This window comes from Dorea sp. YH-dor226, assembly GCF_039832105.1.
Taxonomy (GTDB): Bacteria; Bacillota; Clostridia; order Lachnospirales; family Lachnospiraceae; genus Dorea_A.
This window is the reverse complement of the sequence record NZ_JBDOHS010000012.1, coordinates 25,256-37,585: the sequence shown is the minus strand read 5'-3', so window position 1 is coordinate 37,585 and position 12,330 is coordinate 25,256. Positions and strand designations below refer to the sequence as shown.

Genomic DNA, 12,330 nt, shown 5'->3' with positions numbered 1-12,330 from the left:
ATGAAGATATGTGAACTGATATTAAAGAGCTATGGGAAATTTTCAGGCAGACACATCGAACTGGGAGATGGGATCAATGTTCTGTATGGAGAAAATGAATCGGGGAAGTCTACCATCCATGCATTTATCCGGGGAATGTTGTTTGGAATGGAACGCGGACGTGGACGTGCAGCCGTAAACGATGCATTCAGCATCTACGAGCCATGGGAAAATCCGAACTATTATTCCGGTACTTTGCGATTTGAGAGCGGAGAAAAGATATTCCGGATTGACAGAAATTTTGACAGATATTCAAGGCGGGCAGAACTGATCTGTGAAAATGATGGAGAACAGCTGTCCATAGAAGACGGGGATCTGACGATGCTGCTCGGAGGACTTCAGGCAGAAAGCTATGATAATACGATATCTGTACGTCAGATGAAGGTGCAGACAGGACAGAGCCTTGCCGGAGAGCTGCGGAATTTTGCGATGAACTGCTATACTTCAGGTGCTTCCGGAATTGATTTGGAGGAGGCGATTCAAAGACTGCAGGAAAAACGCAGAGAGCAGGAACGTTCAGCGAAAGATTTTCTGGTGGAAAAGCAGCAGAAACGGGAAATGATAGAACAGGAAGCGTCCTATGTCTGGCGGGATGTTCATCGCCTGGAGGGAGAAAAAAACAGTCTGGAAGAGGAACTGGAACATCGGAAAGAAAAGGAAGAACATGAAAAAACTGACAGGGAAGATGTGAATAAGGGCATGATGGATGAACTGCGGCCGGACAAATGGAGAATTCATCCGTTTGAAATTATATTGTTTGCCGTGATTATTGTACTTCCGTTTGCGCTTGTTTCAAGGCCATGGAGCTATCTGATATCGATCATTCTGTTTTTGCTCAGCGTAATCTATGTATGGAACCGTATGAAGGTGGGGAAGAGGCCGGAGAAGACAGAACCGGAGAAGATGCTGGAAGAGATTACCCCGCAGGAGGAGAAGATCTCAACGGAACAGCTGGAATGGTCATGCAGGCATCTGGCGGCAGAATTAAAAGAAAAACGAATTCAATATGAAAATCTTCAGGAAAAGCTGGAAGAGCTGGATGAAGTGGGAGCAGATTACAGAGCGTATGGCAGAAAGAAGGATGCAATAGGGCTTGCGATAGAACGCCTTCAGGAGCTTTCCGCTGATATGCAGAAACGGATGCGGAAAGAACTGGATCAGAACATATCGGAGATCATGTGTGAGATTACAAATGGAAAGTATGAGAAGATACTGATCGATGATGAACTGCATGTCAGTCTGATGAGCGGAGGGCGCCGGATAGCGATGGAGCAGGTGAGCAGAGGAACTGTGGAGCAGGTTTACTTTGCACTGCGTATGGCGGCCGGAAATATGCTGCAGGAAGAAGAACTTCCGATTATTCTGGACGATACGTTTGCATTTTATGATGACGAAAGACTGAGAGCAACCCTGAGGTGGCTGGCGAAGAGCGGAAGACAGGTTATCATTTTCACCTGTCAGAACCGGGAAGAACAACTGTTAAAGAATATGCGAATTCCAATAAAAAGAGAGGAAATCTGATTAGATTTCCTCTCCTCTTTTATATTTATCCACAACATTCTGGATGCGTTCGATCGGATTCAGAATACTGCTGATAGAACCGTCATGGTTCAAAGTGTCGATCATAAGTGCAATGTATTTGCTCATGTCACAGCTGATGTAATATGGGCGTTCCAGAAGTTCCGGAGTCTGATAGATCAGGTTGGTAGTAAGGATCGCGTCAATGATGCCTTCCTCATATGCTTCGTCGAATTTGGAAAGTCCGTTTGTAAACAGACCGAAAGTTGCAGCGGCGAAGATTCGTTTTGCCTTACGCTGTTTTAACTGGCGTGCAACATCCAGCATACTGTCACCGGAAGAGATCATATCATCCAGGATGATAACATCTTTGCCTTCAACGGAAGAACCGAGGAATTCATGAGCGACAATCGGGTTGCGACCATCAACAACTCTGGAAAAATCACGGCGCTTGTAAAACATTCCCATATCAAGATTCAAAACGTTTGCAAGATAGATCGCACGTTCTGTTGCTCCCTCATCCGGACTGATTGCCATCATATGATCGCTGTCAATCTGCAGATCCTTGAAACGACGGAAGAGACCCTTGATAAACTGATAAGTCGGACGTACGGTTTCAAAACCATTTAACGGAATTGCATTCTGTACACGAGGGTCATGTGCATCAAATGTTATGATATTGTCCACGCCCATGCGGACGAGCTCCTGAAGAGCGAGCGCGCAGTCAAGTGATTCGCGGCTTCCTCTTTTGTGCTGACGGCTTTCATACAGGAATGGCATGATAACATTGATACGACGGGCCTTTCCTCCTACAGCAGCGATGATACGCTTCAGATTCTGATAATGGTCATCAGGTGACATATGGTTGATGTTGCCTGTCAGAGAGTAGGTCAGACTGTAGTTGCAGACATCTACCATCAGATACAGATCTTTTCCGCGGACAGATTCATTAATGATACCTTTGGCCTCCCCAGAGCCGAAACGCGGTACTTTTGCGTCTATCAGATACGTATCTTTTTCGTAGCCGGTAAAAGAAACGTCATTTTTGTGGATATGTCCATCCTCGCGTCTCCATTTGACAAGGTAATCATCTACCCTGCTTCCCATGTCTTTGCAGCCATCCAGAGCAATGATTCCCAGAGCTCCGACTGGTATGTTTTCCAGATTACGTTCGTTACGGCGTAACATCATTTGTACCTCCCAGGTTTTTTAATAATTTTTTTTGGATACGGATATCATCTCCGGTCAGCCTCAATATGGTGTAGTTGCTGCTGATGCGGGAGAAGATTCGTTCCGAATAAATAGATTTTATCTCTTCCAATGCAAGATTGGTAGATATTATCGTTGATTTCTGTCTCAGGATGCGTTCGTTCAGACAAACAAACAGCTGTGATGTTGTAAATGAATTGGACAGTTCTGTACCAAGGTCATCGATGATTAAAAGATCACAGTCGTAGATATGCTCGCTTGTTTCGGAAGAGGAATCATTCTTTCTTCCAAAGCGGGTGTCTGCAAACTGGTCAAAGAGCTGCGATGCCGTAAAGTAGATGACAGAATAAGAGGCATCCATCAGTTCTTTGGCGATGCAGTGGGAAAGAAATGTCTTTCCTACACCAGTATCTCCATATAACAGAATATTATGAAATTCTCCGGAAAAAGTATCTGTGAATTCATGACAGACTTTAAGTGCCGTCTGCATGGCTTCCAGAGAGGATCTTCCGGTCAACGGATCGATATGGTTGCTGGAATAATAATCAAGAGAACAAGTAGAAAAATTCTCCTTCTCCAGAATGTCCCGGAGATTAGATTGTGTATATAATAGATCTATGATTGCCCGTTTAAAGCAGTGACATTTCCGGGGTCCGATATATCCGGTGTCTTTGCAGTCAGGGCAGGAATAATGAAGCTCCAGATAATCTGATGGAAATCCATGAGATATCAGCAGAGCTTTCTTTTTTTCTGATAATGATTCAACTTCTTCCTTTAGCGTGGAGAGAGCGGTTTCGTCTCCGTCCAGAAGGAGACCGGCTTTTTGGATACTCAAAGAAGAAATGGAATGATCCACTTCTTCCAGTTCCGGGATAAGAGAATATACTTTTTCATAGCGCATCCGAAGACGATATTCATTATCCAGTTGTCGTTGTTCGTATGTGCGCATCAGTTGGTCGTACTGAGAATTGGAAAGTGCCATGTCAGAGTCATTCTCCTTATGTCTGTTGATAGGTTCGTGGAATTATTGCTGCACCAGTTTGCGTTCCAGCTCACTCATGTCATAGGAGCGTCCGTCAAAATTATTGAATTTATTGCCGGCGCTGTCCTTGGAAGATGCAGAGGCTGGTCTGGCAGCCTGTCTTTTCTGGCGTTCCTTTTCGCGCAGATGGTTTTCATCAAGAACTTCGATATCCTTCAGCGTATGTACGTTTTTATCAAACCATTTTTTCAGAATAGAGTCTGTATAATCAAAGCTTGGCTGATGAATCATGTTCATTGTACGATCGCAGGCTTCCAGAATGATCTCCTGAGAAAAGTGGTATTCATCCGTCCATTTGCGGATATATGCGATCTCGGAAGCGGCAGGACCACGTCCTTTGATGCCATAAGCGTTCAATATGGAATAGTAATTTTTATTATATAGAACAGTAGTGGATTTTGCAACATCTACGGTTTTTATATTCTGTTCATGCCAGGACAGAGCAACCTTCCTGATATAGTGCATGCTCTTGTGCCCGTTTTCCACACAATATTCAATCAGATATTCAATCAGTTCGGCTGACATGTGCAGCTCATCAAAAAAATAAGTGATCATGTCAATATCTGTTGCACAAAGTGTCTTTCCAAGATACTGTTCTGCTACAAACAAAAGCTCTTTAAACTCCTTGCGATCCTTACGGGTGCGATATTGCTGGATATTCTGGGGTTTTTCCTGAGACATGTCCACTGTCGGTTCTTTCGTCTCGAATTCAGCTTTTTTAGGAGAATCTTCACTGTAGTCTACCAGTCCCTGGGATTTCCAGTATTTTAAAGCACGCAGGATATCCTTTTCTGTGCATTCCAGAAGATCAGCCATCTCGGACACGGACAGCATTCCGGAGGACTCATCCATATGGCGCAGCAGAAGAAGGTACACCTTAACATATTCTCCGTTTGCCTTGACCATATAACGATCAATAAATTCATTTTCAAGCACGGTGGTATTCGCCTGTGCATAATTGGTAAGGGTCAGTTCTTTCATAGTCTTACGCCAGTCCTCCTCGTTTGTTCGTTTTCCGTAGAGTCATTATAGCACTTGAAGGACGGACGCAAAAGAAATTTTTGAGTCAAAATCCGGGTTTTTTGTGGATAAAAAACTGTGGAAAATGTGGATAACTAACGCTTCAGGAGATCTTCCCCAATGTTTACAACGTCTCCGGCTCCCATAGTTATCAACATATCACCTTTTTGACATCTCTGGCTGCAGAATTCTTCAATCTCACGGAAGGATGGAAAATAATAGGCATCACATCCTCTGTTTTTCAGCTCGCGGGCAATGTCTGCAGAAGAGATCCCGAGAGTGTCCGTCTCACGGGCAGCGTAGATGTCTGCAAGGATAATATGATCAGCGTGTGTCAGTGCCTCTACGAATTCCGGAAACAGAGCTTTGGTTCTGGTATAAGTGTGCGGCTGGAAGATGCACCAGATCTCTTTGTGTGGATACTGGGCAGCGGCTGTGAGGCTCGCTTTAATCTCTGTCGGATGATGTGCATAGTCATCGATAATGGTTACTCCGTTCCGTTCACCTTTATGTTCGAAACGGCGGTTGGTTCCCTGGAATTCTTTTAAGCCTTTTTTGATCGTTTCGATCGGGATATGAAGCTGGTCCGCAACTGCGATAGCGGCCAGAGCATTGGACACGTTGTGATCTCCGTTCACTGACAGGGCGATGCGGTCCACAAATTCTCCGGATCTTACAAGATCGAAAGATGCCTCTCCGAGCTGATTGTGGAGAATGTTGGACGCACAGTAGTCCAGGGAACTGTTATTGCCATAGACAAGAACTTTACAGTCAAGATCTGCAATAAAATCCTGCAGATCAGGAATCTCACTGTTAATGATCAGAGTTCCGTCAGGCGGAAGCAGTCTGGCAAACTGATGGAAAGAGTTGCGGATATCGTTCAGATCCTTGAAAAAGTCCAGGTGATCTTCATCTATATTTAATATGATACTGATCTTTGGAAAGAAATGGAGAAAGCTGTTGGTGTATTCACAGGCTTCCGTTACAAAATACCCGGAATCACCGACACGGATATTGCCGCCGATTGCCTTCAGGATACCGCCGACAGATATGGTTGGATCCAGCTCTCCTGCAAGTAAGATATGAGAAAGCATGGATGTGGTCGTAGTCTTTCCATGTGTGCCGGAAACAGCGATCGGAACTTCGTAATTGGTCATAAGTTGTCCGAGAAGTTCGGCGCGGCTTAACATAGGAAGATTCTGTCGTCTGGCTTCTGCAAATTCTTCGTTATCCTCGTGAATCGCAGCGGTATATACCACCACATCAATTCCGGAAATGATGTTGGAAGCCTTCTGTCCGTAGAATACGGTGGCACCTAACGTCTCCAGATGATCTGTCAGAGCAGATTCTTTATTATCTGAACCGGAAATGGTAAATCCTTCTTTCAGAAGAATCTCGGCAAGTCCGCTCATGCTGATGCCGCCAATTCCAATAAAGTGTACATGTACCGGTTTTTCGAAATTGATTTTATACATAAGATTTCATCCTCTTTCATAAGATATGTTTCAGGGAAAACTATTCATAAAAATAACTTTCTATTCATATTATTATATACATATATGAAAAAAAAGCCAAGCCATATCTTTTTGGTATATATTCACAAAAAGTTAACGAATAATTCAAAAAAAGTGTAAAATTTGTTCACCATATATAAAATATATGTTATAATGTGGGCAATAAGACAACTGAGAAGGGGTGAAGACATGAGAAAGAAAGAGATGATAGCAATGTTGCTGGCAGGAGGACAGGGCAGCAGACTGGGAGTCCTCACAGCGAAAGTAGCAAAGCCGGCCGTTGCATTTGGAGGGAAATATCGAATTATTGACTTCCCGCTCAGCAACTGTATTAACTCAGGAATCGATACGGTCGGTGTATTGACGCAATATCAACCATTACGTTTAAATGCTCATATCGGAATTGGTATCCCATGGGACCTGGATCGTAATTACGGAGGAGTGACGGTTCTTCCGCCATATGAGAAGAGTGAAAGCAGCGAATGGTACACAGGAACTGCGAACGCAATTTATCAGAATATGGACTACATGGAGCAGTTTAATCCGGAGTATGTTCTGATCCTGTCCGGTGACCATATTTATAAGATGGACTATGAAGTGATGCTGGACTACCATAAGGCAAATCAGGCTGATGTTACGATTGCTGCCATGCCTGTGCCTATGGAAGAGGCCAGCCGTTTCGGAATCGTAATTACCGATGAAGACGGAAGAATTACAGAATTTCAGGAGAAACCGCCGCAGCCGAAAAGTAATCTGGCATCCATGGGAATCTACATCTTTTCATGGCCGGTGTTAAAAGAAGCGCTTCAGGCACTTAAGGACGAGCCGGGATGCGATTTTGGAAAACATATTATTCCATATTGCCATGAAAAGGGTGAAAGACTTTTCGCATATGAATATAACGGGTACTGGAAAGATGTTGGAACACTTGGTTCCTATTGGGAAGCGAATATGGAACTGATCGATATTATTCCGGAATTTAATCTGTATGAAGAATTCTGGAAGATCTATACGAACAGTGAGATCCTCCCGCCACAGTATATTTCCGCACAGTCAGTGATAGACAGAAGTATCATCTGTAATGGGGCGGAGATATATGGTGAAGTACATAACAGTGTGATCGGTTCAGGCGTAATTATAGGTGAGGGCACAGTTGTCCGGGATTCCATCATTATGAAAGATGTTAAAACTGGAAGAAACTGTGTGATCGATAAGTCAATTATTGCAGAGAATTGTGTGATCGGAGATAATGTTACATTTGGAATCGGAAGTGATGTGCCGAATAAACTGAAACCGGCAATCTATTCCTTTGGCCTGGTAGCAGTCGGAGAAAAATCTGTGATACCGGATGGAGTACAGGTCGGAAAGAATACTGCTATCAGCGGTGTTACATCCAGAGAAGACTACCCGAATGGAATACTGGAAAGTGGAGAAACATTGATAAAGGCAGGTGAACGAGCATGAGAGCAGTAGGTATTATATTGGCAGGCGGAAACAGCAACAAGATGCGTGCGCTCACACAGAAAAGAGCAGCGGCGGCTATGCCGATCGCCGGAAGTTACAGAGCGATTGATTTCGCACTCAGCAACATGTCGAATTCACATATACAGAAGGTAGCGGTACTGACTCAGTATAATGCACGTTCGTTAAATGAACACCTTAATTCCTCCAAGTGGTGGGATTTTGGAAGAAAGCAGGGCGGATTGTATGTATTTACACCTACGATTACCGCTGAAAATGGATACTGGTACAGAGGAACTGCAGATGCAATCTACCAGAACCTTGATTTCCTGAAAAGATGCCATGAGCCTTATGTGATTATCACGTCGGGTGATGCCGTATATAAGATGGATTATAATAAGGTACTGGAATATCATATTGAGAAGAAAGCTGACATCACGGTAGTTTGTAAGGATCTGGATCCGGGAGAGGATGCCAGCCGTTTCGGAACGCTCAGGATGGATGAATCCATGCGTATCGAAGAATTCGAAGAGAAGCCGATGGTGGCTAATTTCAACACGATCTCAACGGGAATCTATGTGATCAGAAGAAGACTTCTGATTGATCTGGTTGAGCATTGTGCAGAAGATGACAGACATGATTTTGTAACTGATATTCTGATCAGATATAAGAATCTGAAGAAGATATACGGTTATAAGATAAAGGATTACTGGAGCAACATAACAACGGTGGACGCATATTATCGGACGAATATGGATTTCCTGAAACCGGAAGTAAGAGAATACTTTTTCAGGCAGCAGCCAAGTATTTATTCTAAGGTCAGTGACCTGCCGCCTGCAAAGTACAATCCGGGTTCGGCAGTCAAGAACAGTCTTGTAGCAAGCGGAAGTATTATCAATGGTACGGTAGAGAATTCTATCCTTTTCAAGAAAACGTTTGTAGGCAATAATTGTGTGATCAAGAATTCTATCATTCTGAATGACGTTTATCTTGGAGACAATACATATATCGAAAACTGTATTGTGGAAAGTCGTGATACTATAAGAGCAAACACACGATATGTTGGGGAAAATGGAGTGAAAGTAGTCGTGGAAAAGAACGAGAGGTATGTGCTGTAATTTGGGAAATTATAGTGCAGCGGCTTGAAAGAAAGGGGCAGAATTAGAATGCAGATCACAGATGTACGGGTACGTAAGGTTGCAAAAGAGGGCAAACTGAAAGCAGTAGTATCAATTACAATGGATGATGAATTTGTTGTACATGATATTAAAGTTATTGAAGGCGAAAAAGGGCTCTTTATTGCGATGCCAAGCAAGAAAGCGTTAGACGGAGAATACCGTGATATTGCACATCCGATTAATTCGGGAACAAGAGAGCGCATTCAGAGTATTATTCTTGAAAAATATGAAGAAGCGCTGAACGAAGAAGCTGAGGAAGAATAAGAAAAATGAATGAAAGAGGAACTGTTGCGCAGAAGTGACAGTTCCTTTTTGCATGTGGAATCTGGCATAAATGCAATCCTGATATCATACATTAGAAAGAATATTGAATGTGAAATGCAGGGGATGGTTATGCTGGAGTATGAATGGAATATCCTGGAACAGTATGAGATAGATGTTACGGATATCAGAAAAATAAGGGGAGCTTTTTTGTGTGATTCCGGACAGGGGTTTTTTTTGTTAAAAGAAGTGGAGGCGTCGGAGAAGAGAATTCCTGCGCTTTATGAGCTTTACGAATATCTGTACAATCAGGGGTACACAGGAATTGACCGGATTGTTCTGAACAGGGAGGGAAAGTGTGTCACAGAAACGGATGACGGAAGACGTTTTCTGCTGAAAGAATGGCCGGCCGGAAGAGAATGTGATGTAAGAAGACCGACCGAGCTTCTTGCTGCTTCGGGAAACCTTGCAAAACTTCATATATTGATGAAGCATCAGATGGAACATCCGGTTACTGCAGGAATGCATCTGAAGGAAGAATATCTGCGCCACAACAGAGAATTGAAAAAGGTCCGCAAGTTTGCAAGAGGGATCGCGCCAAAAGGCGAGTTTGAATTTGCGTTTCTTAAGTATTTTGACCAGATGTATCAATGGGCAGATGTGGCGATTCGCGAACTGGAGGCTTCCGGATATGAAAAACTGTATCAGGAAAGTATCGAATCCGGTTGTATGACGCATGGAGAGTATAATTACCATAACGTATTAATCCTCAGACAGGGCGGACATGTCGCAGTTACCGGTTTTGAGAAATTCAAGAGGGATGTTCAGGTAGAGGATCTGTATTATTTCCTGAGAAAAGTAATGGAAAAGAACGGATGGAAGATCAGACTCGGAGATAATATGATGAATGCATATTCGGCGATCCGGCCGCTCGAAAAAGAAGAGCTTGAGTATCTGAAAATCCGTCTGATCTACCCGGAAAAATTCTGGAAGGTTGTGAGTACTTATTATCATTCTAATAAGGCCTGGGTTCCGGTAAAAAACGTAGAAAAATTAACGATGGCAATTCGTCAGAATGAAGAGAAGAAGCGATTTTTAGAGGAGATATTTGCTTTTCATTTGTAGTCTTCTGTTGTATAATAATAGTATTAAAGACAGGAGGTACGGTTATGGAATATCGTGAAAACTATGAAGAGTGGCTGAGTAATCCATATTTCGATGAAGCTACAAAAGAAGAACTTAAGGGGATTGCTGCTGATGATAAAGAGATTAAAGAACGGTTCTACAAGGAACTTGAATTCGGTACTGCCGGTCTCAGGGGAATCATCGGTGCAGGAACCAATCGTATGAATGTTTACACAGTAAGGAAAGCTACACAGGGCCTTGCTAATTACATAGTTAAAAATGATGGTCAGGCAAAAGGTGTTGCAATCGCATATGATTCACGTCGTATGTCACCGGAATTTGCAGATGTTGCTGCACTTTGTCTTGCGGCTAACGGAATCAAGGCATATGTATTTGATTCTCTGCGTCCTACACCGGAGCTTTCTTTTGCAGTGCGTAAGCTTGGATGTATTGCGGGAATTAATATTACTGCAAGCCACAATCCGCCGGAATATAACGGATATAAAGTATATTGGGAGGATGGCGCACAGATCACACCGCCGCATGATAAGGGGATTATGGCGGAAGTGAAAGCGGTAACGGACTTTAGTTCTGTAAAAACCATGGATCTTGAGGATGCAAAAGAGGCCGGCCTGTATGAGGTGATCGGAGCAGAGGTGGATGATGCGTACATCGCAGAATTGAAAAAACAGGTGATCCATCAGGATTCTATCGATGCGGTCGGCAAAGATCTTAAGATTGTGTACAGCCCGCTTCACGGAACAGGCAATATTCCTGCACGCCGTATTTTAAAAGAGCTCGGATTTACGAATGTATACGTTGTGAAGGAGCAGGAACTTCCGGATGGAAATTTCCCGACCGTATCCTATCCGAATCCGGAAGCAGAAGAAGCATTTGAACTGGGGCTGAAGCTTGCGAAGGAAGTGGATGCAGATCTGGTACTGGCAACAGACCCGGATGCAGACCGTCTTGGTGTACGGGTAAAAGACCAGAATGGAGAGTACCATACCCTGACCGGAAATATGTCAGGATGTCTGCTTGCTGATTATGAGATCGGTCAGAGACTGGCAACACAGGGAAGTCTGCCGGAGGATGGATATCTGATCAAGACGATCGTTACTTCTAATCTGGCTGATGCGATCGCAAAGGGATACAATGCAGGGCTGATTGAAGTGCTGACCGGATTCAAATATATCGGACAGCAGATTCTTGGATTTGAAACAACCGGAAAGGGAGAATATCTTTTCGGATTTGAGGAAAGCTACGGCTGCCTGATCGGAACACACGCAAGAGATAAAGATGCGATCGTTGCAACGATGGCTTTGTGTGAGGCTGCTGCATATTATAAGACGCAGGGAAAGACTCTTTGGGATGCTATGGTGGACATGTATGACAAGTATGGATATTACAAAGATGATATTCAGTCTATCACATTAAAGGGAATTGAAGGACTTCAGAAGATTCAGGAAATCCTTGAGACTCTGCGTAAGAATCCGCCGATGGAAGTTGGAGGATATAAGGTTCTGAAAGCAAGAGATTATCAGGCTGATACGATTAAGGATATTGCAACAGGTGAAGTGACACCTACCGGTCTTCCGGCGTCCAATGTTCTGTACTATGAGCTGACAGACGATGCATGGCTGTGTGTAAGACCTTCCGGAACAGAACCAAAGGTTAAATTCTACTATGGAATCAAGGGAACATCTCTTGAAGATGCAGATGAAAAGTCTGCAAAACTGGGTGAAGAAGTCCTGGCTATGATCAACGCAATGCTTTAGAAAAAATCAGTCCTGTGAATTCTGAAAATGGAGGGTAAAACGAAGGAATTACCTTGACAATCGGCAGGAAAACAGGTATAACAGTATTTATAGGCGTATCATACAAAAAAGGTATGTTAGCTTTCTATCGCATTGGTAGAATGAAAATAAGGGATTTTTAACGCAAACAAGAGGAGGAAACTATC

Annotated in this window: 10 protein-coding genes; 6 read left to right on the top strand and 4 right to left on the bottom strand. The window is 43.4% G+C overall.

The annotated features are described in order from the left end of the window. On the top strand, positions 1 to 1,560 hold the full coding sequence (locus ABE547_RS10810) for an AAA family ATPase (protein ID WP_347378789.1): 1,560 nt from the start codon (positions 1 to 3) through the stop codon (positions 1,558 to 1,560). Here ABE547_RS10810 and ABE547_RS10805 read toward each other — a convergent pair whose 3' ends face one another. The 4 genes from ABE547_RS10805 to murC form a co-directional block, all read right to left on the bottom strand. Next, positions 1,561 to 2,745, bottom strand: coding sequence for a ribose-phosphate pyrophosphokinase (locus ABE547_RS10805; protein WP_347378820.1), 1,185 nt, complete (start codon positions 2,743 to 2,745; stop codon positions 1,561 to 1,563). Continuing rightward, positions 2,732 to 3,748 carry an ATP-binding protein gene (locus ABE547_RS10800; RefSeq protein WP_347378788.1) on the bottom strand — a complete coding sequence of 339 codons (1,017 nt, stop codon included), beginning with the start codon at positions 3,746 to 3,748 and terminating at the stop codon, positions 2,732 to 2,734. The genes ABE547_RS10805 and ABE547_RS10800 overlap by 14 nt, the downstream gene beginning before the upstream one ends. A gap of 42 nt (positions 3,749 to 3,790) precedes the next feature. Further along, positions 3,791 to 4,789, bottom strand: coding sequence for a DnaD domain protein (locus ABE547_RS10795; RefSeq protein ID WP_347378787.1), 999 nt, complete (start codon positions 4,787 to 4,789; stop codon positions 3,791 to 3,793). 134 nt (positions 4,790 to 4,923) lie between these two features. Continuing rightward, entirely contained in the window at positions 4,924 to 6,303 is a 1,380-nt protein-coding gene (gene murC, locus ABE547_RS10790) for a UDP-N-acetylmuramate--L-alanine ligase (RefSeq protein ID WP_347378786.1), read from the bottom strand. Between the two features lie 228 nt (positions 6,304 to 6,531). Here murC and ABE547_RS10785 point away from each other — a divergent pair, with 228 nt between their 5' ends. The 5 genes from ABE547_RS10785 (at position 6,532) to ABE547_RS10765 (ending at position 12,145) form a co-directional block, all read left to right on the top strand. After that, positions 6,532 to 7,806 (top strand): glucose-1-phosphate adenylyltransferase, encoded by a 1,275-nt coding sequence (locus ABE547_RS10785; RefSeq protein WP_347378785.1) that lies wholly within the window; start codon positions 6,532 to 6,534, stop codon positions 7,804 to 7,806. Then, positions 7,803 to 8,921, top strand: a complete 1,119-nt coding sequence (gene glgD, locus ABE547_RS10780) for a glucose-1-phosphate adenylyltransferase subunit GlgD (RefSeq protein ID WP_347378784.1) — start codon at positions 7,803 to 7,805, stop codon at positions 8,919 to 8,921. Before ABE547_RS10785 ends, glgD begins: the two co-directional genes overlap by 4 nt. A 48-nt stretch (positions 8,922 to 8,969) precedes the next feature. After that, on the top strand, positions 8,970 to 9,245 hold the full coding sequence (gene spoVG, locus ABE547_RS10775; RefSeq protein WP_347378783.1) for a septation regulator SpoVG: 276 nt from the start codon (positions 8,970 to 8,972) through the stop codon (positions 9,243 to 9,245). A gap of 129 nt (positions 9,246 to 9,374) precedes the next feature. Continuing rightward, on the top strand, positions 9,375 to 10,367 hold the full coding sequence (locus ABE547_RS10770; RefSeq protein ID WP_347378782.1) for a CotS family spore coat protein: 993 nt from the start codon (positions 9,375 to 9,377) through the stop codon (positions 10,365 to 10,367). Between the two features lie 44 nt (positions 10,368 to 10,411). Next, positions 10,412 to 12,145, top strand: a complete 1,734-nt coding sequence (locus ABE547_RS10765; RefSeq protein ID WP_347378781.1) for a phospho-sugar mutase — start codon at positions 10,412 to 10,414, stop codon at positions 12,143 to 12,145. Positions 12,146 to 12,330 lie beyond the last annotated feature (185 nt).

Coding starts and splice junctions, on each gene's coding strand:
- ABE547_RS10810 (WP_347378789.1), top strand. CDS start 1: ATGAAGATATGTGAACTGATATTAAAGAGCTATGGGAAATTTTCAGGC.
- ABE547_RS10805 (WP_347378820.1), bottom strand. CDS start 2,745: ATGTTACGCCGTAACGAACGTAATCTGGAAAACATACCAGTCGGAGCT.
- ABE547_RS10800 (WP_347378788.1), bottom strand. CDS start 3,748: ATGGCACTTTCCAATTCTCAGTACGACCAACTGATGCGCACATACGAA.
- ABE547_RS10795 (WP_347378787.1), bottom strand. CDS start 4,789: ATGAAAGAACTGACCCTTACCAATTATGCACAGGCGAATACCACCGTG.
- murC (WP_347378786.1), bottom strand. CDS start 6,303: ATGTATAAAATCAATTTCGAAAAACCGGTACATGTACACTTTATTGGA.
- ABE547_RS10785 (WP_347378785.1), top strand. CDS start 6,532: ATGAGAAAGAAAGAGATGATAGCAATGTTGCTGGCAGGAGGACAGGGC.
- glgD (WP_347378784.1), top strand. CDS start 7,803: ATGAGAGCAGTAGGTATTATATTGGCAGGCGGAAACAGCAACAAGATG.
- spoVG (WP_347378783.1), top strand. CDS start 8,970: ATGCAGATCACAGATGTACGGGTACGTAAGGTTGCAAAAGAGGGCAAA.
- ABE547_RS10770 (WP_347378782.1), top strand. CDS start 9,375: ATGCTGGAGTATGAATGGAATATCCTGGAACAGTATGAGATAGATGTT.
- ABE547_RS10765 (WP_347378781.1), top strand. CDS start 10,412: ATGGAATATCGTGAAAACTATGAAGAGTGGCTGAGTAATCCATATTTC.